This is a genomic window from Peptoniphilaceae bacterium AMB_02, assembly GCA_036321625.1.
GTDB classification, from domain to species: domain Bacteria; phylum Bacillota; class Clostridia; order Tissierellales; family Peptoniphilaceae; genus Microaceticoccus; species Microaceticoccus formicicus.
This window is the reverse complement of record CP143259.1, coordinates 1,147,676-1,171,164: the sequence shown is the minus strand read 5'-3', so window position 1 is coordinate 1,171,164 and position 23,489 is coordinate 1,147,676. Positions and strand designations below refer to the sequence as shown.

Genomic DNA, 23,489 nt, shown 5'->3' with positions numbered 1-23,489 from the left:
GAAGGGCTATTTTTTTATTTTAGGAGGATACATGAAAGAAATAAGAGAACTTAGTAAAACATATGAACCTGATAAATTTGAAGACAGGCTTTATAAAACATGGAAAGAGGGCGGTCACTTTATAGCTGATGCAAACAGTGACAAACCGTCATATAGTATTGTAATGCCACCCCCAAATGTTACAGGAAATCTACATTTGGGTCATGCAATAAATAATACATTGCAAGATGTACTTATAAGATGGAAAAGGATGGCAGGATATGAAGTACTATGGGTTCCAGGTACTGATCATGCGAGTATATCTACAGAAGCTAGAGTAGTTGCCAAACTGGAAAATGAAGGCATAAAAAAAGAAGATTTGACCAGGGAAGAATTTCTTAAAGAAGCTTGGGATTGGACTCATAAATATGGCGGAAATATTAAAAATCAATTAGAAAGATTAGGAGTTTCTTGCGACTGGAGTAGAGATAGTTTTACACTTGATGAACATCTCTCGAAGGCAGTAGAAGAAGTTTTCATCAGATTATATAATAAAGGTTTGATATACCAAGGAGACCGTATTGTGAATTGGTGTCCTTCTTGTGGAACTGCAATTTCAGATATAGAGGTTGAACATGTTGATGAGGATGGAAAATTATACTATATAAAATATCCAATAATTGGGGAAGATGCCTCTGTTATGATTGCCACAACCAGACCTGAAACTATGTTGGGTGACCTTGCAGTAGCAGTAAATCCGAATGATGACAGATTTGTCGATATAATAGGCAAGAAATTGAATTTACCACTTGTCGATAGGGAAATCCCTCTTATTGCCGATGAATATGTATTATCAGAATTTGGAACAGGAGCAGTAAAAATTACTCCTTCACATGACCCTAATGACTTTGCAGTAGGTGACAGACATAATCTAGGTCAATGCATAGTTATTGAAAATGATGCTACGATTTCTGATGGTTATGGAGAGTACTCTGGTAAAGACAGATATGTTGCCAGAAAAATGATTGTGGAAGATCTTCAAAAACTAGGCCTTCTAGTGAAAATTGAAGATCATGGTCATGCAGTAGGACATTGTGAAAGATGTAATACCGTCATCGAACCTTTAATTTCAAAACAGTGGTTTGTCAAGATGAAAGAACTTGCCAAACCTGCGAAAGAAGCCTATACAAATGGTGAATTAAAATTATATCCGGATAGATTTGGAAAAGTTTATACAAATTGGCTTGATAATATAAGAGATTGGTGTATATCTAGACAATTATGGTGGGGACACAGATTGCCGGTATATTATTGTACTGAATGCAATGAAACCATAATAAGCAGAGAAATGCCCGATGTATGTCCAAATTGTGGCAGTGATAGATTTATCCAAGACCCTGATACTTTAGACACCTGGTTTTCATCTGCTCTATGGCCATTTTCTACTCTTGGTTGGCCTGAAAATACTCAAGATTTGAAGAAGTTTTTCCCGACAAATGTTCTGGTTACCGGATATGATATTATTTTCTTCTGGGTTATACGTATGGTTTTTTCTTCTATTCAGCAAATGGGAGAACTACCATTTAAGGATGTTTACTTTAACGGATTGGTAAGAGACTCATTGGGAAGAAAAATGAGTAAATCTTTAAACAATGGAATAGATCCTTTAGAGGTCATAGATCAATATGGTGCTGATGCACTTAGATTTATGCTTGTTACCGGTAATACACCGGGGAATGATATGAGATTCTATATCGAAAAAGTCGAAGCTTCCAGAAATTTTGCTAACAAACTTTGGAATGCGTCCAGATTTGTTTTAATGCATATGGATGATGATGTCTCTGATGATATTAATAAAGTCAAACTGGAAACTTCAGATAAGTGGATTATTACCAAATTACAAAACACTATAGAAAATGTCGAATTAAATCTTGGAAGATATGATTTAGGTATTGCTTCAGGTAATCTACACGACTTTATATGGGATATGTTCTGTGACTGGTATATTGAATTAGTTAAAAATAGATTATTCTCTGATAACCAAGAGAGCAAAGAAGCAGCTAAAACCACTCTATTATATGTATTGAAAAATATATTAAAATTACTGCATCCTTTTATGCCGTTTATTACAGAAGAGATTTATTCGTATCTACCTAATATTGATAGTCTCTTAATTAATGCACAATGGCCGGCATATGATAAGAATCTCCTTTTTGAGAAAGATGAATTTGAGATTGAAACTATGATAGAAGCGATTAAATCTATTAGAAATATTAGATCGGAAATGAATATCCATCCATCTAAAAAGTCTGATATATATATTTACACAAATGATAAAAAGTATATCGATACTTTTAAAGGCAATGATGCTATGCTTCACTCATTAGCCAATATACAAAATTCACATCTAACTGACTCGGAATATACAGAAGACGCTATATCAATTATAAAAAGTGGATATAAGCTTTTCATTCCGTTAAAAGGTCTGATCGATTATGAAAAAGAACTGGAAAGGCTTAATAAAGAAAGACAAACTATTGAATCAGAAATAAAAAGGGCTTCTTCTAAATTAAATAACGAGTCCTTTGTTAGTAAAGCTCCTGAAAATGTCGTACAAGCCGAGAAAGATAAACTGGAAAAATATGAATCCCTATTAGCTGATATTAACCAAAGTATTAAAGAGGTTGAAAATAAAAAAAATGAACTATAATGATGCCTTAAAATTTATTGATTCGGATGATAAAAGAGGGCATAATAGGAGTCTCGATACTATTTCGAGACTCCTATTACTACTAGGAGATCCTCAAGATGCTTTAAAATTTATACATTTAACAGGTACAAATGGAAAAGGATCTACTGCAAACTTTATTTCTAGTATCTTAGAATCAGGAGGGTATAAAACCGGACTGTTTACATCACCGCATATTCTTTCTATAAATGAAAGATTTCAGATTAATCATAATCAAATAAAAGATGATGAATTTGCATACTATATTACTAGGATTAAAGATGTTCTACATGAAAATAAGGACTTGAAACCGACATATTTTGAAATTACTGTCGCACTTGGAATGTTGTATTTCAAAGAAAACAATGTAGACATTGTGGTTTTGGAAGTGGGCATAGGTGGCAGAGTAGACCCTACAAATATTATCAAAACAGCAGTTGCCTCAGTTTTTACACCTATTTCAATTGATCATAGAGAAAGATTGGGAAATACAGCAGAAGAAGCTGCTATTGAAAAATCAGGAATTATAAAGAAGAATTCAGTAGTCGTTTCATATTTTAACTCGAATAAAATAAATGAAATCATTAGAAACAAAGCCGAAAGTCAAGATTCTAAAATTTGTTTTTTAGACATGAATGATATAAAAATAATATCCTCTGATTTAAATGGCAGTCATTTTATTTACTCAGGTGAGGAGTACCATATTCGTCAAATTGGAATTCATCAAGTATATAATGCATCTCTAGCCATATTGACTATAAAATCAATTGATTTGAACATCAATGATGATATAATTAAAAATGCCATATCAAATATTCAATGGCCTGCAAGGATGACCATAGAAAAAAAATCACCTATAACCATAATAGATGGAGCTCATAATGAACATGGTTTCGATTCTCTAATTAAGAATATTAATCACATAGATAGGGAAAGACTAATTATCTGTCTAGGTATTATGAAGGATAAAGATATTGGACCTAATCTTAAGGAACTTATAGGCATGGCCGATGTCGTTCTATTCACTAAAATTGAGTATGAAAGGGCAATGCCTGAAAATAAATTAAAAGATTTATTCCCATCTGTCAACTATCATACATTTAGCAAACTTGAGGATGCGGTAGTATTCAGTCAACAAATAGCAAATACTAATGATTTGGTCATATTTACTGGTTCGCTATATATGGCCGGAGAATTAATAAAATTGTTTGAAATTAATAAATAAATTATCCAAATATAGCCATCTCTGATATAATATATTAGAGGTGGTCAGATGGATAGTGTTAGGTTTATAATTATATTTTTATTTATCATGATACTCGTCAGTATTCAATATACTCTTAATAAAATATTGTTGGAATTACGTGAATTAAAAGATATAAGTCGTATCATGAAATCTAAAGAGCGAAAGGCGCAGAAATAATGGAAAAAAAACGAATAATTTTATTTAACGAAAATGAAATTCACAATAGAATTGTCGAATTGGCTAGTGAGATAGATGATTATTATGGCTCTGAAAGTTTTGTTGTAATTTCACTATTAAGAGGTAGCTTTATTTTTGCTTCGGATTTAGTTAGAAGCCTAAACTCCATGGTTACCATTGATTTTATAACAACTTCGTCCTATGATAACGAAAAAATTTCTTCAGGATTTGTTGAAATAGTAAATGATTTAAGAGAAAACATTGCTGACAGACATGTTCTTTTAGTGGATGACATACTAGATTCCGGTAAAACAATGAAATACGTAGTCGATCATCTAGAAAAAAGAAATCCTAAATCGATAAAAACATGTGTCTTACTAGATAAGCCCTCCAGAAGAACCGAAGATATTAAGGCAGATTTTGTAGGTTATGAAATAGAAGATGTATTCATAGTCGGTTATGGACTAAACTATGGGGATTATTATAGAAATGTTCCGTATATTTTCACCTTTGATGATGAGTCTTGATTTAAAGAAAAATAGTATCTTCATAGTAAATCTATTTATATTAATATTAAATATAATTTTTATTTTTATTAGTGGCAAATTAAATTCGATAAATATCTTGTTTGGATTTTTGTTTTACCAATTGTTTTTTTTACTTGTCCCTGGGATAATTTATTTAAAGCATTACAAACTTGATTTAATCAGTTCAATTAAGCTGCACATGATTTCACTTGACATGGTTTTGTACTCCATCACTGTGGTGATTTTTGCATATCCATTGATTGCTATAATCAATTATATTTTTAATAAAGAAACTATACTCATTTGGCAAAACATCTCTTATGAATTTATACAGAATATCAGTATCGGCAGTTGTTTAATAATAATATTAATATACGCAGTAATACCTGCTATCTGTGAGGAGTTTTTCTTCAGAGGAATACTAAGTAAACTATTTAGGAAATATAATTTGTTACCGCGCATCTTGGTTATTTCCCTGATATTCGCCATAATGCACTATAGTTTAAAGAATTTCATTGGTCCATTTCTGCTGTCGGTATTTTTAGTCTACATTTGTGATAGATCGGATTCAATAATTCCGGCTATTATCGGACATTTTGTATATAATTTTATGGGACTCTCAGTGGTCTTATTGTTTTACAAATTAAACAGCACGAATGTAGTTTATATGCCGAAAATTGATTTGCAAGTATTTAGTTTCCTGATTATTATCATAGCAATTCTATTGGTATATCCAGTCTATAAAATCATAGACATTATTGAGTCAAAACATAGACTCAAGGTCAGAATAAGAGAGAATAGTGATGAAATATCCGGACAGATCAGTATCTTAGACTACTATGGGAAAAAATAACTAACTTTTAATAATTACATAAGTTTATTTGAAGAGTTTATTTCTTTCTCTCCAATTTTAATGCTATTTATAGTTTATTTATTTATATCTTTTAACAAAATATAATAACCTATGTAATATTAAATTTAACCATATTATCTAAGAAAAGGTTTGACATTTGTAGTTGTTCTATGTTATAGTAATCACGGTGGCAACAGTCACAATAGTTTTATTTTGAAGGAGTGTATTAAATGGTAAAGGGAACTGTTAAATGGTTCAATGCAACAAAGGGATACGGATTTATTTCTACTGAAGAAGGAGAGGACGTTTTTGTTCACTACTCAGCTTTAGAAGATACAGGTGAATTCAGAACTCTAGACGAAGGACAAGAAGTAGAATTCGAAATTACAGAAGGCGAAAAAGGTCCTCAAGCTTCTAACGTAGTAAAGTTATAATAACATTATAATATTAGAAGTGAGCCCCTTATTTAAGGGGCTTTTATTGTGCTCAAAAAAAGAAGCGAGATCGCTTCTTTTTTTATGAACATTTTTACAAGCAAAAACCCGTTAAACATCAGTTTAACGGGTTTTTTGGAGGCGACACCCAGATTTGAACTGGGGGTAAAGGTGTTGCAGACCTCTGCCTTACCACTTGGCTATGCCGCCATATTGGAGCGGAAGACGAGATTCGAACTCGCGACCCTCGCCTTGGCAAGGCGATGCTCTACCACTGAGCCACTTCCGCAAATAATTAATATCATTTATAGTAGAATAAGGGATTAACCCTTGTAATACTTTATTTAGGCTCCGTTTTTTTCAGAAAGAACTGAAGACTAAGCATCTTCGGATTCATCTTCGCTTTATATCTTTTGCTCGATTCATCTCGAATTCAGCTTATACCACTGAGCCACTTCCGCATACATAGAATTAACAATTAATTTACTTTATGAAATTATACAAACACAAGAGTGTTTAATTTCTTGAAGTATCATTGCTTGCCTATTTAATATACAATAAGCTATAATTTATGTCAAGCGTTAAGAGGTGTAAATTTTATGAAATGTAAAATTAATCCATTTATAACTAAAAAAAATATTAAAACTATATTAATAAGCAATAAAATAAGTGATAAGTTAAGATTATTTATAACAAATTTGAATATTAATATCATTGAGTCTGTAGACAATAAATCATTGCCTAATCCGGTTTCGGATCATCCGGATATGAGCATTCATCCGATTAATTCAAACGTCTTTATGGTTGATGTTAATGTGTTTTCTGATTATCAGGATTTACTATCTAATTATCCCATAGATATTATTCCAAGTAATGATGCTTTAGGGGAGATGTATCCATATGATTCTCTATTAAATGTATCTAGAATAGGTAATTATTTTATACATAATAACTACACTTCAGATGATTTGATTAGGTGGTTTAATAATCTAAAGTTTGAACATTTACCTGTTAAGCAAGGGTATAGTAAATGCTCAACATTAATACTTAATTGTGATACAATAGTAACATCAGACAAAGGTATTCATAAAGCCATAATCTCAAAAGGTTTAAATTCTTATCTTATTCCACCAGGTGGTATAGAACTTAAGGGATATGATACCGGTTTTATCGGTGGCACCGGAGGAATGATTAGCCCTGATACCTTATTACTATCAGGCGATTTAGAGCTTTATGAGCATGGTGAATTCTTGAAGATTATTCTCGATGATCTTAAAATAAAAGCTGTTTATCCAAAAGATGAAAAGCTTGTTGATCTGGGAAGTATTATATTAATAGACTAGGGGAGTGATATTATGACAATTGTAAATCCGTCAATTCTTTCAGGTTTTATGGAATTATTGCCTGAAGATCAAATCTTATTTAATGGAATGAAAAAAAATATTGAAGAATGTTTTAAAAAATATTCTTATTTACCAATCGATACGCCTATTATTGAAAAAACTGAAGTATTGTTGGCAAAAGGTGGAGGAGAAACATCAAAACAAGTTTTTCATATCGAAAGCAGTTCTCGTGATATGGCGTTGAGATTCGATTTAACCGTTCCTCTAGCCAGATATGTTGCAGAACACTATCACGAGCTCGAATTTCCATTTAGAAGATACCATATTGGAAAGGTATATAGAGGAGAGAGGAGCCAAAGAGGAAGATTTAAAGAGTTCTATCAATGTGATATTGATATCATAGGTGACGAAACTCTTGATATAAGAAATGATGCAGAGATTCCAGTAGTTATCTATGATATCTTTAAATCATTACAATTTACTGATTTGAGATTCCATATAAATAATAGGAAAGTCCTTAACGGTTTTTTGAATCACCATGGCATAATGGACTTTACAGCAGTTTTAAGAGCCATAGACAAGATAGCTAAAGTTACCGAAGAAGATATGAGGGAAATGCTTTTTGAAATACTTAATTCTAAAGAAAAGGTTGAAGTTGTACTCGACTTTATAACTTTTAAAGGCTCTAATACTGAAACTATTGAGCATCTAAAAGGTCTTAATATTGATAACCCATTATTTATGGAAGGTGTCGAAGAACTCAGAGATGTATATAAATATATGAGACTTTATAATCTTCCTGACGAGAATATTAAACTGGATATGTCGATTACGAGAGGACTAGATTATTATACCGGAACTGTATATGAAACATTTTTAAATAATTATGAGTCAATTGGAAGTGTTTGTTCAGGTGGTAGGTATGAAGATTTAGCATCCAATTACACCAAAAAGTCATTGCCAGGTGTTGGAATAAGTATAGGTTTAACCAGACTATTTTATCAGTTAAAAGATGCTGATTTGATAAATTTACCGGTAAAACCTGTATCGGATGTTATTGTTTTTCCAATGGAGAACTGCTACGAAAGAGGTATAGAAGTTCTAAATGAATTAAGAAATAACGATATTATAGGTCAAGTCTATTTCGAAGAGGGAAAATTTAGAAAAAAACTATCTTATGCAAACAAGCTTAATATTCCGTATATTATTATCATAGGAGAAAATGAGTTGAATGATAATACTGTATCTTTGAAAAACATGACAACAGGCGAACAAAATACTGTATCACTTGAAGAAGCTATAAAAGTCCTCAAATCATAGATTACCAAAAGCTTATAGCTTAAATCTGTTGAGAATTATTCATTAAATTGATATAATAATTATGATATTAAATGCCAAGGAGGTATTAAATGATTTCACCTAATGATTTTAGAAAAGGTATGACATTTGAAATGGACGGAGACGTATTTCAAGTTATAGATTTCCAACATGTAAAGCCGGGAAAAGGCGCAGCATTTGTTCGTGCGAAAATAAGATCTGTCATGAGTGGAGGGACCAGAGACACCACTTTTAATCCGAGTGACAGATATCCACTAGCTCGAATTGAAAACAAAGAGATGCAGTACTTATACAATGACGATCAACTCTACTACTTTATGGACAATGAAACATATGAACAATTACCTATTGATAAAGTTTTAGTCGAAGAAGCTATGCAGTATATAAAAGAGAATGATACTGCTACAATTAGATTTTATCAAGGTAAGGCTTTTGATGTAAGTCCACCGAACTTTGTAGAATTGGAAGTTGTTGAAACTGAACCGGGAGTAAAAGGTGACACTGCAACAGGAGCTACAAAATCAGCTAAGGTTGAAACCGGTGCAGTACTACAAGTTCCGTTATTTGTTAATAATGGAGACATAATAAAAATAGATACTCGTACAAATGAATATCTATCAAGAGTTTAATAATATTAGGGGGTAAAAATGGATTATTTATATCAAAGAATTTCTTATCTAAGAGGTTTGGCAGACGGTTTAGAGCTTGAAAATGCTTCTAAAGAGGGTAAAGTTCTAGTACAGATTATTGAAACTTTAGAAGAGATGGCTGAAGCTATGGAAGATCTATACGAAGCTCAAGATGAATTAGAAGAATATGTAACTTATGTAGATGAAGATCTTGCTGACATGGAAGATGAGATTTTCGGAATAGACGAAGATTACGATGATTTGGACCTAGACGATGAGTTTTATGAGTTTGAAGATGATATGGAATATTATAATCAGGACGAAGACGAATCAAATGAATAAAATTAGCAAAAGAGGCGTAAATACGCCTCTTTTACAATCTTGTCTAGACTTTGTAACAATTGAAAAATTATACAAAATCTGATACAATATACAAAAAAGAGGAGGATTATTATGAATAAAAATGGCACTGTCAAAATTTCAAATTTTATTATAATAAAAATTGCTGGTTTAGCTGCTTTAGATATTGAAGGTGTTCATGAAGTTGTGGGCTTTAATGAAGATTCGTTCTCTTATACTAAACAATCAGCAGACAATAAAGGAATAAAAATGGAAATAATCGATAATAAAATATATCTTGAGCTAACTCTTTTGATTGATGTAAATCATAATATACCAAAAGTTGCAAAAGATGTTCAAGAAGCAATTATCGATCAAGTAAGAACTATGACCGGTTTAGAGGTAGTAGAAGTTAATTTAATTATTAATGGCATAGTTTAATAAAACGATTGGAATTTACTAATGAGTAGAAAAGACGCTAGAGAATTTGTAATGAAGTATATGTACCAAATGGATATAAATCAAGAATATAACTTAAATGATTTAGAACTTTTATTGGAAGAAGAAAAGATAGATTTAGATGATAGAGAATTTATAGACAAGTCATTAAATCTTTTAATCACCAATGTAGATAATCTTGATACAATTATTGAGAAGTTTTTAAAAGGATGGACAACTAGTAGGATACCGCGAATTGACTTGGCAATTCTAAGAGTTGCCATTAATGAAATAAACAACCTTGAAGATATACCTGTAGGGGTATCTATAAATGAAGCTGTAGATATGGCCAAAAGGTACTCTACTGAAGAATCCTATAGGTTTATTAATGGAGTCTTAGGTTCATATTATAGATCCTTAGAAGATAAAAAATGAGTATATCGATTACAGTCAGTCAATTAAGCAATTATATTTCCAGTCTACTGAAAAGAGAGTCATTTCTCTCAAATATAACAGTAGAAGGAGAAGTATCTAATCTTGCTAACTCAGGTGGAAATATTTTTTTTAATCTAAAGGATGAAAAAGCCTCTCTAAGATGTATTGTGTTTAGAAATTATAGTTTAAACTTAACTGATAAGATTTCTGACGGTCAACTCATTAAAGCTACAGGTTCAATTGCTACTTATGCCTTAGGCAGTTCATACCAATTGATAGTTAGAGATGTAGAAACCGGTGGTGATGGGAAATTATATCAGAATTTCTTAAAGTTAAAAGAAAAATTACAAAGAGAAGGAATTTTTGAACCCGGTATTAAGAAAACCATCCCACAAATTCCTTCAAAAATCGGTTTGATTACTTCACTGAACGGAGCTGCATTAAGGGATATTTTAAATGTTATAAAAAGGAGATACCCAATTTGTGAACTTTATTTATATCCTGCTTCAGTACAAGGCATAAATGCTGTTCCCGAGATTATAGAAGCTCTTAATTTTTTTGACAACAATAATTTAGTGGAGTTTGTTATTATTTCACGTGGTGGAGGATCATTTGAAGATCTTAATGAGTTTAATAATGAAGATTTAATAAGGTTTATCCATAAATCGAAGATACCTGTGGTGTCGGCAATAGGACATCATGTAGATTCAACTCTTACAGACTTTGTATCCGATATAGTGGCAGCAACTCCTACTGAATCAGCTGAGCTGGTAGCTCCGGATATACAGAATTTAAGAAGTGAACTGGAATTTCTTAACCAAAGATTAATTAATGCTATTGTATCGAGAATTAATAATGAATACAACCAATATGAGTACATTGAAAAAGAATTGAAGTTTAATTCACCCATATTAAAACTAGAAAATAAAAAAACAGATTTAGATATACGCCTAAAAGATTTAACGAACTTAATAACGCGAAACATTTTTATTAAGAATAACAGTTTGGAAACATTGTACAATAAATTAAGATATTATGACAATAAACAGATGCTCGATAAAGGGTACAGTTTAACTTTATCTAATGAAGAAATTATAGATAGTATAGACAAAATAAAAATAGGAAATAAGGTTGATATTTATCTGAAAGATGGCAGTTTCACTGCCGAGGTTATTTCAAAGGAGTCTAAATGAAAATAGAATTAATCGATTACGAAAAAAATTTGAACAGATTAATGGAGATAGTAAGACTTTTAGAAGATGAGAACCTGCCTTTAAAAGACAATATCAGTTTATATAACGAAGGCTTGGAACTTTATATTTCCCTAAAAGACGTACTGGATACAGAAATAGGGAACTTAAAAGTATACAAAGACGGAAAATTTGAAAGTATGGGTGGTTATCAAATTGATTAATAAGTATAAAAATATAATTGAAGAATCTCTTGTTGCTCTTTGTGATAATATTCATAGAGATAATGGATTAAAAGAGTCAATTACCTATAGTGTATTATCAGGTGGTAAGAGATTAAGACCAATTCTAATGCTAACTTCGTATTCTATGTATAATACTGAATATGATGATGTACTTAGCTTTGCTTTGGGAATTGAATTAATCCATAATTACTCATTGATACATGATGATTTGCCATCTATGGATAATGATGATTATCGTAGGGGTTTACAAACCGTTCACAAGAAGTTTGACGAAGCAACTGCCATATTAACAGGCGATGCTTTGCTCACTCATGCATATACGATTATGTTAAATGACACTCTAAATACAAAAGACTTTGATTTACGCGATAGAAAACTAAAAGCCATGAATTTGATTTCCAAGCGATCAGGCATTGATGGAATGATACTCGGTCAGGTAATAGATATTGAGGATGGACTTTTGTCTTTAGACGAACTCATCAATATGTACAACAGAAAAACTTCTGACTTGTTCAATGCTGCTTTAGTATCAGGTTCTATTATTGGTGGAGCTTCAGATATTGAACAGAAGTACATCAGTGATTTTGCTTACCATTTGGGTTTGATGTTCCAAATCTTAGATGATTTGATGGACTATGAAAGAGATATACAAATAGGAAAAATTACCGTTGTCACTTCTCTTGGAATGACAGAAGGTAGGCATCTTGCAGAAATGCATTATAATGAAGCTTTAAACTGCTTAAAACAATTATCGATAGTATTCAAAAGAGATACTGAAGAATTAAAACAAATATTAATGTATATAAATGATAAGTAAAGGTATCATTTATCATTCGGAGGGACAATGAAGAAATATACTAGACAAAGATTGATATTAGATTTAATTGAAGAAAACATAATTCAAACTCAGGAAGAATTGTCGGATTACCTTAAAGACAATGGTGTAAGAGCAACACAGGCAACAATCTCCAGAGATATAAAAGAGCTTAGAATCTCTAAAGTTCAAACTTCTGACGGAGATTATAGATATGCCATTATTGACACAGTTCATGATTCACTAAATGAAAGACTAGAAAAAATATTTAGATCTGCTGTATTATCAATAAAAAGAAATGAAGATTTAATTATAGTAAAGACAATATCTAATACTGCTACAGTTTGTGGACTTGCAATAACGAATGCAAAATTAAAAGGTATTACCGGAATTATAACCGGTAATGATACTATCTTTATAGCTGTTGATGATAAAACACAAATTGATTCAATAATTGACTCAATTAAATCCATAGTGAAATAAAATGCTGAATGAAATCTTTATATCAAATTTTGCAATTATAGAACGAACCTGTGCAAATTTTGAAAACGGACTCAATATAATAACAGGTGAAACCGGAGCAGGGAAGTCTATAATTATTGAAGCTGTTGAATTACTGCTCGGTGCTCGAGCTAATAAAGACTTGATTGGAAGCTACTCGGATTCTGCTGTAGTCGAAGGAGTCTTTAATTTAAGCGAAAATATTAGAACACGTTTGCATGAAGAGTTTGGTATTGAGGTACTTGAAGATTTCGTAATTGTAACAAGAGAAATATATAAAAACGGAAAATCAATAGCTAGAATAAATGGTAGACAAACTAATTTATCAACCATTAAAGATATTATGAGTTCAGTTATTGATATTCATTCACAACATAGCAGTCAAATTTTATTAGATAAGAAGAATTATATTGAGATTATTGATTCATTGGCTGACGATAAGTTTGACGAAGAACTTTCAAAGCTTGATTTACTGCTTAGTAATAAAAGAGAAATTCTAAGAGAAATTGATAAACTTGATATTGACCCTTCTGAAACACAGAGAAGAATTGACGTTTTACAATATCAAATAAGTGAAATTTCCTCTTTTCATCTTGATAACCTAAACTTTGACGAGGTTGTCATTGAGCATAGAAAATTATCTAATAGTCATGATATTTCTAAATCAATGCAAAAGATAAAATCATTTTTTCTCTCAGAAGGTTACGATTCAAAAGATATAAGTTCATTGGTATCCTCTTCAATTGGGGAACTGAATTCAATTCTTAAATATGATGACTCATTAAACTCGATATTGAAGCAATTGGTGGACTTAGAATCTATTGTCAATGACTTAAAATTTGAAATAATAGATTATCACGATAGTTTATCTGATAATGAAGAAAGACTATTCGAGCTGGATTCTATTATTACATCTATTGAGAACCTGAAGAGAAAATACGGAGATTCCATCGAAAAAATTCTCTCTTTTGAACAGGAAGCACGTAAGGAATTGGATTCATACCAAAAAAAAGATGAAAATTTAATTAATTTAAAGCTTCTACTTAAAGACATTGAGAACAAAATTCACACAAAAGCAAAACATATTTCTGATATAAGAAAAGCCAATGCTTCCAAAGTTTGAAAAAGCAATACAAAGCGAATTAAAACAGTTAAATTTTGATAATTCAATTTTTAAGGTTGTTTTTTCTGAAAAAAATATAATAGATAAAAAAGGTATGGATGACATCAACTTTTTGGCATCATTTAATTTAGGTCAAAACCCCAGATCCCTTTTTGATATAGCTTCGGGAGGAGAATTATCCAGGTTTATGCTGGCACTAAAGATAATTACTGCTGAAAAAGATACAATCGATACTTTAATTTTGGATGAAATTGATACAGGCGTCAGTGGTATAACAGCACAAGTTGTCGGTGAAGTTATATCCAAACTTGCTCAAAATTATCAAATTTTACTGGTTACCCATTTACCGCAAATTGCGGTTAGAGGTAAGCATCATATTTTAATAGATAAATACACCGAAAACGGTCTAACAAAAACATCTCTAAAGGTCCTAAATTACGACGAGAGAATTAATGAAGTCGCTAGACTCATCGGTGGTAAAAATATAACAAAATCTGTATTAGCTAGCGCTACCGAACAACTAAATAGCGCACAAAAAGAGTAGTATTAAGGAGTTAGTATGTATTACGAAGAAAAAACAATGAAATCAGAACGTGTCTATGAAGGTAAAATATTGAACCTGAGAGTGGACACGGTCGAGTTACCAAATAGAAAATATTCTAAAAGAGAAATAGTTGAACACGGAAGCAGTGTAGTTATAATACCGATAATGGACGATAATTCCGTACTAATGGTTAAACAGTACCGTAAAGCCATCGATAAAGTTGTTCTTGAGTTTCCTGCCGGTTTGGTAGAGTCAGGTGAAGACCCGAAAGAAGCTGCTCTTAGAGAACTACAAGAAGAAGTCGGATATACTGCTAATAAAATAGAATATATTTATGATTTTTATACATCACCTGGATTTACAGATGAAAGAATCAATGTTTTTGTTGCAAGTGACTTAATTCCGTCCGACATGGTCTGTGATGAAGATGAATTTTTAGAGATAGTCAAAATAGATTTAAATGAATTAATAGAAAAACTACACAATTATGAATTATTTGATGCTAAAGCAATTATCGGTGCACAATATTTAGAGATTTTAAGGAATAAAAATGAATCTAAGTAATCTCAATATAGAGACAATTATCGTCACAGCTGTAGCACTATTAATTACTATCGTACTCCATGAACTTGCTCATGGTTATATGGCATTAGCACTTGGTGATGATACTGCTCAGAGGATGGGTCGATTAACCTTAAATCCTCTTGCACACCTTAATTTACCTGGCGTTTTATCATTGCTAATATTTAAATTCGGTTGGGCAAATCCAGTACCGATAAACTTTAATCGACTTAAACCTCGCCGTTTGGGCATAATATTAGTTTCTATTGCAGGAGTAAGTATGAATCTTGTATTAGCTTTCTTTGCCTCTTTCGGATATGTATACACACTGTATCATAAAAGTAATGTTTTGTTTTCAGAGTTTTTCGCTCTATTACTTATATATAACATTTCTTTTGCAGTGTTTAATTTATTGCCATTACCGCCACTGGATGGTTCAAAACTTGTAGTTTCGTTTTTCCCAACGCAATTTCAAGTTAAATTTTACATGTATGAAAAATACTTTTATTTCTTACTTTTGTTTTTAGTTTTTACAAGGACAATTAATACGATTATCGGTCCAGTTGTTCAAACTATTTTTAGAATTTTTGTAAATATAGCAGCAGGTTTTATAATAAAATGATTGAAGTAAATATTGAAAAATATGAAGGTCCTATGGACCTTCTCTTAAAGTTGATAGAAAAGAATAAAATAAATATATATGATATACCAATTAAAGAAATTACAGAACAGTATATCAATCATATTGAAAAAATAAGTACCGATGCAAAAAATATCGCTGAGTTTATCGTAATGGCTTCAACTCTTTTGGAAATAAAATCAAAATTATTAATACCTAATTTAGACGATGAAGAGGAAGAGAGTGATCCCAGAGATGAACTTGTTCAAAGGCTAATTGAGTACAAGAAGGTAAAACTGATTTCAACCTTCTTAAAAGACTTGCAAGAAAAATCGAGCTTACAATTATCAAAGCTTAGGGAAGAGAGCATTAGAACAGAAACAATAAATATAAATTTAGAAGAAGATATAAATATTTTAAAAGACGTTTTTACTGAGCTTTTAAAAAGATCCAGTTTTAAAGATGATGAGATTATTTTCGATCAGGAGATAATCAATAGAGATGAGTATGTCATTGAGGATTATATCAGTAAGATTACAAAACTGGTAAGAAAATCAAAAAAAATCAGCTTGAGTTCACTTATTAAAAGTGATTCTTGTAAGCAAGAAGTTATCACCATCTTTATAGCTATTCTGGAATTGGTAAGACAAAACAGAATCAAAGCGGATCAAAATAAGGATGAGATATCTTTGAGGTATGTAGAATATGAAGATGAATGATAGAGAATATAAGTCAATAATTGAAGCGCTACTATTTTTTTGGGGAGATCCTCTTTCAATTGAGAGTATATCAGAAATACTTGAGATTACAAAAACGCGAGCTACAACTCTCATGGAAGAGCTAATCGATGAATTTCAAAATAATCAAAGGGGAACTTGCATTAAAAAAATAAATAATAGCTACCAATTAGTAACTATTTCCAGTGCCAATCAGTATATAAAAAAACTTATGATTGAAGAAGATGAAAAACAGCTATCCAATTCTGCTATGGAGACTCTATCAATTATAGCTTATAAGCAACCTGTAACGAGGGTTGAGATAGAATCAATACGAGGGGTAAAGAGTAATAGCAGTATAAATACCCTTTTAGAAAGAGGTCTCATAAAAGAACTAGGAAAGCTGGACAGAATCGGTAGACCAATAATATATGGAACGACAGATGAATTTTTAAGGGTTTTCGGATTGGAAAATATCGAAAAATTACCGAATATAAATGCTATAGATCAAATCAGTGCAACGGATAGTGATATTAATGAGACTTAATAAATATATTGCAAGATCGGGCTACTGTTCAAGAAGAAAAGCCGATGAATTAATCTTTGATGGTTTAGTCACTGTGGATGGTCAAGTATGTAGTAATCCTGCAACTCAAGTAGAACCATCAGTTAATGAAGTTAGAGTATCGAATAAAATTATTAATCTTATTCATAATAACGATTATTTAATGCTAAACAAACCTATTGGTTATATGTCATCACTTAATGATCCACATTATGATAAATTTGTTATAGACCTACTTCCGGAAAAGTACAATACTGTTTATCCTATAGGCAGATTAGATGTCGATTCACATGGACTGCTTTTGTTAACTAATGATGGCGATCTAACTTATAAATTAACTCACCCAAAAAACAATATAGTTAAAGAGTATATAGTGTCTATCGATAAAAAACTTAATAGCGAGGATTTAAAAAAACTTGAAAGCGGAGTTATGATTGACAATAAATATATCTGCAAAGCAAAAATTAAAGTACATCCAAGTAAAAATGGTTTCCGATATAGAGTTTATATATCCGAGGGCAGGAACAGACAAATCAGAAAGATGTTTGCAGCCTTAGGTTATGAGGTTATTGATTTAATGAGAGTTGCTATTGAAGAATTGTCCATTGGCGATTTAAAAACCGGTGAGTTTCGACTTTTAACTGAATCTGAAATAAAATACCTGGAGGATTTATAATGTACCAAGTAAGACTTGCGAAGTTAGATGAAATATACGAAATAGTCAATGATAAAGGTTTTACCTTTGATTTAAACATAGAATTTAAACCGAAATTCTATGTATTGATCAAAGATGATATGATGATTTCATTTGCTTTTATCAATTTTTGTGATGAATATGCAATCATAGAACATCTATCATGCAACTCACTAAATGATGAGGAGATAGACTTTTTTATAAGATCACTAAATTATACCTTAAGTGTAAAATATACAAAGATATTCACAAGAGAATACTTCAAAGATTTTACTATACCAACATCTCATGAGGATTTGTTTGTACTGGATGTTAAAACTTGTAAAGGATGTAAGCATGGATAGTATCCTTCAACCAAATGCAACCGAACTAATGTATTTTTTATTAGATAATTACAGTTTAGATGTCAATATAATCGTGGACATGACCCTAGGTAACGGGAATGATGCATTTAAGCTACTTACTAAGTATCCTGATGCATTTTTATTTGGATTTGACATACAAGAAAATGCAATAAATAATAGTAAAAAGTATTTATCAAAAGAGCATTCTAAGGCGAGATATAAATTAATCCTAGACGATCATATGAATGTCGGTAAATATCTTAATTCAAAAGTTGACCTGGTCATTTATAATTTAGGTTATTTGCCCGGGGGAGATAAAAGCATTAAAACCTCTTCAATATCAACTATTACAAGCTTAAATACCATCTTGAAAGAATTTTTGAATAAAAATGGACTGGTTTTCATAACCGCATATACCGGTCATGCAGGTGGAGAAAAGGAGTACTCTGACTTAATTGAATTTATTAACGGATTGGATCAAAAGCAGTTCAATGCTATGAACTTTAATTTTATTAACCAAAAGAATCATCCGCCAAAACTCATCGCAATAGAAAGGCTCAACTGATGAAAACAATAACAATTATAGGCAGCGGTCCGGCAGGTATGTTTGCTGCAATTAATGCCAAAACTAAAGACAATAAAGTCATAATCTTGGAATCCAATGATAGATTAGGAAAAAAACTTGCAATAACTGGCAAAGGCAGGTGTAATCTTACAAATAGTTCCTATATTGGAGACTTTATATCTCAAATTATATCCAATAGTGAATTTATGTATGGTCCATTTTTTACTTTTACTAATGAGAATTTAATTGATTTTTTTGAAACAAATGGATTAAAGCTGAAAACTGAAAGAGGGGATAGAGTCTTTCCGGAAACGGATAGTGCCTTTGATGTAATTGATGTATTAAGGAAAGAACTCAATAAAAGAAAGATTGAAGTTGTGTTCAATACAAAGGTAACCGGAATTAATAAGACCGGTGATAATTTTATAATAAATACAAATGATGGAGAATTTATTTCTGATATCTGTATTATCGCAACCGGAGGCATGTCATATTCTAGAACCGGATCGGATGGTTCCGGATATGAATTAGCAAAAAGTCTTGGACATGAAATCATTAAACCGCTTCCTTCTTTAGTCCCAATTGAAATAAAAGAAAAATGGGTAAAATCTCTTACAGGTGTTAGTCTTAAAAATGTTGAATTGTCATTAGTAGAAAATAATAAAGAGATATACTCTGAATTTGGAGAGATGATATTTTCACACTATGGTATATCTGGTCCAATAGTTCTAACTCTTAGTAATCATATTGAACCTAAGCATGATTACGAATTTTATTTGGATTTAAAGCCCGCTTTGGCCGAAGATATTTTGGATAAAAGAATATTAAGGGATTTTGAGAAATATAAGAATAAAGCTATTAAAAATGCACTTTCTGATTTGACAATAAGTTCTTTAATACCGATAATTCTCGAACTGTCTGGAATAAATCCCGACAAACCGGTACATCAGATTTCAAAGGCCGAACGAATCAGTTTGTTGAAAGTTTTTAAGTCTATGAAAATGACTTTTAGTTCTTTAAGACCTATTGACGAAGCTATTATTACGCGTGGCGGAGTAAATGTTAATGAGATTAATCCCTCTACCATGGAAAGTAAGATAGTAGCAGGATTATACTTCGCCGGAGAAATTATTGATGTAGATGCAAATACAGGCGGTTATAATTTACAAATTGCTTTTTCAACCGCTTATGTCGCCGGAACACATTCGAAAGGAGATAATAATTAATGACAGCAATAACTATAGATGGTCCATCAGGTGCCGGTAAGAGTACAATAGCTAAAAAACTAGCAAATAGACTAGGATATGAGTATTTGGATACCGGTGCAATGTACCGTTATATCACACTTTATTTAATAAATAATAAGATAGATTTAACAAATAAAGACCTGGTATGTAAACTGATACAGAAAAATGGAACTCTAAAAGATGAGTTTAAACTCTTGGATTCTGAAACCAATATGGATATAAGATCAAAACAAGTAACCAGAAATGTTTCTCTGGTTTCTAGTTATGATTGTGTTAGAACATTTTTAGTTGAACTTCAAAGAGAGATTTCCGATAATACTGATATAGTTTTAGACGGAAGAGATATAGGATCAGTTGTGCTTCCTAATGCTGAATTTAAGTTTTACTTAACGGCCAGCGAACAAGAAAGAGCGAGAAGAAGACATCTTCAGTATAAGGATTCCAGTTCAGATACCTATGAAGAGATTTTAAAAGATATCATACGAAGAGATGCTTATGATATGAATAGAGAAATCTCACCACTTGTGATACCGAAGAACGCAACAATAATCGACTCTACAGATTTAACAATAAAGGAGACCATTGATAAAATGCTAGGTTGTATATTAGGAGAAAACAATGCTATATAATGTTTTAGTTTTTATCATATCGATTATAGTAAAAATAGTATTTAGAGTTAAAATACATGGTAATAATAAACTTCCTGAAGGTAGATTAATACTTTGCTCTAATCACAATAGTCTGCTAGATCCTGTAATTCTTGCAGTTACAACTAATAGGCAATTATCCTTTATGGCAAAAAAAGAACTTTTCGAAAATAGTTTTACAAATTGGCTATTTAGAAAAATTGGAGCTTTTCCTGTCGATCGAAGTAAAGCAGATTTTAAAGCTATAAAAGATGCACTTGGAATTCTAAAAAACGATAAAGTCTTGGGAATATTTCCTGAAGGAACAAGAGTTACTACGGTTTCATTAGATAATATAAAACCGGGAGTAGGCTTGTTAGCCTCAAGAGGAAAAAGTGATATTCAACCGGTAAATATTGTCACTGATTACAAGTTTTTTTCAAGAGTCGATGTCTTTTTTAGAGATATAATTCATATTGAAGATTATGATTTAAGCGCTGAGAACATAAATCAGCATATTTCAGAAGACATTTATAAAGCAATATATAAGATTGAGGAATAGGTAATGATAATTAAAATTGCAGATAATGCAGGTTTTTGTTTCGGAGTCAAAAGAGCGGTAGAAATGACAGAAGATACACTGTCCGAATATAAAGATGTTTATATTTCCGGGGATTTAGTTCACAATCGCCATGTAACAGAAAAAATGGCTGAGAAGGGATTAATGCAATACGATCAAGATATTCCAATCAATAAGCATGTAATTGTCAGGTCACATGGCGCTTCAGTCAGTGATAAAGAATTACTAAGAACAAAAGGAAATACTGTGATTGATTGTACTTGTCCTGTACTTTTAAGTATATATGATAAGATAATAGATCATTATAATAATGGTTACCAAATTGTGATTTTCGGTTCCCGAGAACATCCAGAAATTATTGCACTAAATGGACATGTTTCGAATTCTGCCATCATTGTAGAAAACGAAGAAGAAGCCTTGAAGATAAAAAATCTAGAAAAAATTTATTTAATTTCACAAACTACGAATATATTTGATAATTTTAAGAGAATATCTGATATAATAGTAGATAATAATAACAATGTTATTGTCTCCAACACTATTTGTAATGCTACCAAAAAAAGACAAGATTCATGTATGGAACTGTCCAAAACGGTAGATGCAATGATTGTAATTGGAGGAAAAAACAGTTCCAATACTAAAAAGCTCTATAATATTGCAAAAGAGCATTGTAAACACACATATTTGATAGAATCTTACGAAGACCTTGATTTATATGAGTTTATTAAGTACAATAGTATTGGGATAACAGCGGGAGCATCTACTCCTAGCTGGATTATAGAGGAGGTCGCAAATTTTATGGAAAACTATAGTAAAGACGAGTTTATGGAGCAAGTTGACGGTAGTATGACGAGGATCTACCCGAAAGATATCGTAAAGGGAGAAATCATCTATGTTACAGACGATGAGGTTATAGTTAATATTAACTATAAATCTGATGGTATCGTAAAGCTCGATGAACTTTCAACAGATCCAGATGCAAAACCAAAAGATTTATTTGAAGAAGGTCAAGAAATTGAAGTCTATGTTATCAAACTAGATGATGGTGACGGTAATGTAGTATTGTCAACAAGAAGAGTTGAAGGTCTTAAGAATTGGCAAAAATTACTTGATTCCTACAAAGCAGGAGAAACCGTAACTGTACATGTAACCAAGGAAGTAAAAGGTGGTTTATTGGGTACTGTTATGGGAATAGTAGCATTTTTACCGGGTTCTCAAATTACAACTACTTTTGTACAAGATTTAAAACAATTTATCGGTCAAGATATGGAATGCCGTATCATAAGTGCTGATGAGAAAAAACGTAGACTAGTAGTGTCAAAAAGAGTTATTGAAGAAGAGGAAAACCAAAAGAAAATAGATGCCATTTGGGATACTCTTGAAGTAAATAAAGTAGTTACAGGTAAAGTTGCTAGATTAACCGATTTTGGAGCTTTCGTTGATCTTGGTGGCGTTGACGGACTTGTTCATGTATCAGACATTTCTTGGAATAGAATTAAACATCCAAACGAAGTACTAAATAAGGATGATGAAATAGAAGTTATTGTTCTTAGAAAAAATAAAGAGAAAAATAGAATTTCATTGGGTTATAAACAATTGCAAAAGAAACCTTTTGAATCATTCCTTGAAAACAATGCTGTTGGGGATATTGTAGAAGGTACAGTTGTTAATCTTGTTGATTTCGGTGCATTCATTAGACTAAGTGAAGGTGTTGAAGGACTTGTCCATGTTTCACAAATCAGTGATGAGCATGTTGAAAAACCATCTGATGAATTAAATATTGACGACAAGGTTGAAGTTAAAATCCTTGATATAGATCCTGAAGAAAAGAGAATTGCATTAAGTATAAAGGAAACTAAAGAACCTTCAAAGGATGTAAAAGCACCAGTCCAAGAAGAACAAAAGAAAACTCAAAGACCTAGAAGAGAAAAAAGAGATGATTCTTTTGAGAAGGTTGAAGGTTTTAGAAATCAAGAACTTGATACAAGTATCGGAGCACTGTTAGACTTTGATAATTTAACAGAAGAAGAGTAATTTTAATTTGAATTTAAATCTGTGATAAAGACAAGTTAGTTAACTAATTTGTCTT

The 23,489-nt window shown here is 31.5% G+C and carries 28 protein-coding genes and 2 tRNA genes; 28 read left to right on the top strand and 2 right to left on the bottom strand.

What is annotated here, in order from left to right; translation table 11 throughout:
* Positions 1-31: 31 nt before the first annotated feature.
* The 5 genes from VZL98_05730 (at position 32) to VZL98_05710 (ending at position 5,944) form a co-directional block, all read left to right on the top strand.
* Complete coding sequence (locus VZL98_05730; protein WVH64427.1) at positions 32-2,689, top strand: valine--tRNA ligase; 2,658 nt, start codon at positions 32-34, stop codon at positions 2,687-2,689.
* Entirely contained in the window at positions 2,679-3,932 is a 1,254-nt protein-coding gene (locus VZL98_05725; protein ID WVH64426.1) for a folylpolyglutamate synthase/dihydrofolate synthase family protein, read from the top strand. The genes VZL98_05730 and VZL98_05725 overlap by 11 nt, the downstream gene beginning before the upstream one ends.
* 197 nt (positions 3,933-4,129) lie before the next feature.
* Positions 4,130-4,657 carry a hypoxanthine phosphoribosyltransferase gene (gene hpt / locus VZL98_05720; protein WVH64425.1) on the top strand — a complete coding sequence of 176 codons (528 nt, stop codon included), beginning with the start codon at positions 4,130-4,132 and terminating at the stop codon, positions 4,655-4,657.
* Positions 4,658-4,856: 199 nt separating this feature from the next.
* Positions 4,857-5,510 (top strand): CPBP family intramembrane glutamic endopeptidase, encoded by a 654-nt coding sequence (locus VZL98_05715; protein WVH64424.1) that lies wholly within the window; start codon positions 4,857-4,859, stop codon positions 5,508-5,510.
* Positions 5,511-5,740: 230 nt separating this feature from the next.
* Positions 5,741-5,944 carry a cold-shock protein gene (locus VZL98_05710; GenBank protein ID WVH64423.1) on the top strand — a complete coding sequence of 68 codons (204 nt, stop codon included), beginning with the start codon at positions 5,741-5,743 and terminating at the stop codon, positions 5,942-5,944.
* A gap of 136 nt (positions 5,945-6,080) precedes the next feature.
* On the opposite strand, the gene VZL98_05705 is transcribed toward VZL98_05710, so the two are convergent.
* Together VZL98_05705 and VZL98_05700 are read right to left on the bottom strand one after the other, a co-directional pair.
* Positions 6,081-6,154, bottom strand: a tRNA-Cys gene (locus tag VZL98_05705).
* Between the two features lie 4 nt (positions 6,155-6,158).
* Positions 6,159-6,233 (bottom strand) — tRNA-Gly (locus VZL98_05700).
* Positions 6,234-6,543: 310 nt separating this feature from the next.
* On the opposite strand from VZL98_05700, the gene VZL98_05695 reads away from it, so the two are divergent.
* The 23 genes from VZL98_05695 to VZL98_05585 all read left to right on the top strand — a co-directional run bounded on the left by VZL98_05695 (position 6,544) and on the right by VZL98_05585 (position 23,434).
* Positions 6,544-7,287: a hypothetical protein gene (locus VZL98_05695; protein WVH64422.1), complete on the top strand. Its 744-nt coding sequence runs from the start codon at positions 6,544-6,546 to the stop codon at positions 7,285-7,287.
* 12 nt (positions 7,288-7,299) lie between these two features.
* Positions 7,300-8,607, top strand: a complete 1,308-nt coding sequence (gene hisS, locus VZL98_05690) for a histidine--tRNA ligase (GenBank protein ID WVH64421.1) — start codon at positions 7,300-7,302, stop codon at positions 8,605-8,607.
* 89 nt (positions 8,608-8,696) lie between these two features.
* On the top strand, positions 8,697-9,254 hold the full coding sequence (gene efp / locus VZL98_05685; GenBank protein WVH64420.1) for an elongation factor P: 558 nt from the start codon (positions 8,697-8,699) through the stop codon (positions 9,252-9,254).
* Positions 9,255-9,272: 18 nt separating this feature from the next.
* A complete protein-coding gene (locus VZL98_05680) occupies positions 9,273-9,596 on the top strand; it encodes a hypothetical protein (GenBank protein WVH64419.1) in 324 nt (107 codons plus the stop codon).
* Between the two features lie 111 nt (positions 9,597-9,707).
* Positions 9,708-10,034 (top strand): Asp23/Gls24 family envelope stress response protein, encoded by a 327-nt coding sequence (locus VZL98_05675; GenBank protein ID WVH64418.1) that lies wholly within the window; start codon positions 9,708-9,710, stop codon positions 10,032-10,034.
* Between the two features lie 21 nt (positions 10,035-10,055).
* Positions 10,056-10,466, top strand: coding sequence for a transcription antitermination factor NusB (gene nusB / locus VZL98_05670; protein WVH64417.1), 411 nt, complete (start codon positions 10,056-10,058; stop codon positions 10,464-10,466).
* Entirely contained in the window at positions 10,463-11,659 is a 1,197-nt protein-coding gene (xseA, locus tag VZL98_05665) for an exodeoxyribonuclease VII large subunit (protein ID WVH64416.1), read from the top strand. Before nusB ends, xseA begins: the two co-directional genes overlap by 4 nt.
* Positions 11,656-11,880, top strand: a complete 225-nt coding sequence (gene xseB / locus VZL98_05660; protein WVH64415.1) for an exodeoxyribonuclease VII small subunit — start codon at positions 11,656-11,658, stop codon at positions 11,878-11,880. Before xseA ends, xseB begins: the two co-directional genes overlap by 4 nt.
* Positions 11,873-12,718, top strand: a complete 846-nt coding sequence (locus VZL98_05655) for a polyprenyl synthetase family protein (protein WVH64414.1) — start codon at positions 11,873-11,875, stop codon at positions 12,716-12,718. The genes xseB and VZL98_05655 overlap by 8 nt, the downstream gene beginning before the upstream one ends.
* Positions 12,719-12,745: 27 nt before the next feature.
* On the top strand, positions 12,746-13,198 hold the full coding sequence (gene argR, locus VZL98_05650; GenBank protein WVH64413.1) for an arginine repressor: 453 nt from the start codon (positions 12,746-12,748) through the stop codon (positions 13,196-13,198).
* A 1-nt stretch (position 13,199) separates the two neighbouring features.
* A complete protein-coding gene (locus VZL98_05645) occupies positions 13,200-14,339 on the top strand; it encodes an AAA family ATPase (GenBank protein ID WVH64412.1) in 1,140 nt (379 codons plus the stop codon).
* Positions 14,323-14,883, top strand: coding sequence for a hypothetical protein (locus VZL98_05640; GenBank protein ID WVH64411.1), 561 nt, complete (start codon positions 14,323-14,325; stop codon positions 14,881-14,883). Before VZL98_05645 ends, VZL98_05640 begins: the two co-directional genes overlap by 17 nt.
* Positions 14,884-14,898: 15 nt before the next feature.
* The gene (locus VZL98_05635; GenBank protein WVH64410.1) at positions 14,899-15,447 is read left to right on the top strand and encodes an NUDIX hydrolase; all 549 of its coding nucleotides are present in this window, start codon (positions 14,899-14,901) and stop codon (positions 15,445-15,447) included.
* Positions 15,434-16,066, top strand: coding sequence for a site-2 protease family protein (locus VZL98_05630; protein ID WVH64409.1), 633 nt, complete (start codon positions 15,434-15,436; stop codon positions 16,064-16,066). The genes VZL98_05635 and VZL98_05630 overlap by 14 nt, the downstream gene beginning before the upstream one ends.
* Positions 16,063-16,782, top strand: coding sequence for a segregation/condensation protein A (locus tag VZL98_05625; protein WVH64408.1), 720 nt, complete (start codon positions 16,063-16,065; stop codon positions 16,780-16,782). Before VZL98_05630 ends, VZL98_05625 begins: the two co-directional genes overlap by 4 nt.
* Positions 16,769-17,326 (top strand): SMC-Scp complex subunit ScpB, encoded by a 558-nt coding sequence (gene scpB, locus VZL98_05620; GenBank protein WVH64407.1) that lies wholly within the window; start codon positions 16,769-16,771, stop codon positions 17,324-17,326. The genes VZL98_05625 and scpB overlap by 14 nt, the downstream gene beginning before the upstream one ends.
* The gene (locus VZL98_05615) at positions 17,316-18,020 is read left to right on the top strand and encodes a pseudouridine synthase (protein WVH64406.1); all 705 of its coding nucleotides are present in this window, start codon (positions 17,316-17,318) and stop codon (positions 18,018-18,020) included. Before scpB ends, VZL98_05615 begins: the two co-directional genes overlap by 11 nt.
* Positions 18,020-18,382 carry a hypothetical protein gene (locus tag VZL98_05610; protein ID WVH64405.1) on the top strand — a complete coding sequence of 121 codons (363 nt, stop codon included), beginning with the start codon at positions 18,020-18,022 and terminating at the stop codon, positions 18,380-18,382. Before VZL98_05615 ends, VZL98_05610 begins: the two co-directional genes overlap by 1 nt.
* On the top strand, positions 18,348-18,947 hold the full coding sequence (locus VZL98_05605; GenBank protein WVH64543.1) for a class I SAM-dependent methyltransferase: 600 nt from the start codon (positions 18,348-18,350) through the stop codon (positions 18,945-18,947). The genes VZL98_05610 and VZL98_05605 overlap by 35 nt, the downstream gene beginning before the upstream one ends.
* Positions 18,947-20,173, top strand: a complete 1,227-nt coding sequence (locus VZL98_05600) for an NAD(P)/FAD-dependent oxidoreductase (GenBank protein WVH64404.1) — start codon at positions 18,947-18,949, stop codon at positions 20,171-20,173. The genes VZL98_05605 and VZL98_05600 overlap by 1 nt, the downstream gene beginning before the upstream one ends.
* Positions 20,173-20,823, top strand: a complete 651-nt coding sequence (gene cmk / locus VZL98_05595; protein WVH64403.1) for a (d)CMP kinase — start codon at positions 20,173-20,175, stop codon at positions 20,821-20,823. Before VZL98_05600 ends, cmk begins: the two co-directional genes overlap by 1 nt.
* Complete coding sequence (locus VZL98_05590) at positions 20,813-21,382, top strand: lysophospholipid acyltransferase family protein (protein ID WVH64402.1); 570 nt, start codon at positions 20,813-20,815, stop codon at positions 21,380-21,382. Before cmk ends, VZL98_05590 begins: the two co-directional genes overlap by 11 nt.
* 3 nt (positions 21,383-21,385) lie before the next feature.
* Positions 21,386-23,434, top strand: a complete 2,049-nt coding sequence (locus VZL98_05585) for a bifunctional 4-hydroxy-3-methylbut-2-enyl diphosphate reductase/30S ribosomal protein S1 (protein ID WVH64401.1) — start codon at positions 21,386-21,388, stop codon at positions 23,432-23,434.
* Positions 23,435-23,489: the final 55 nt, after the last annotated feature.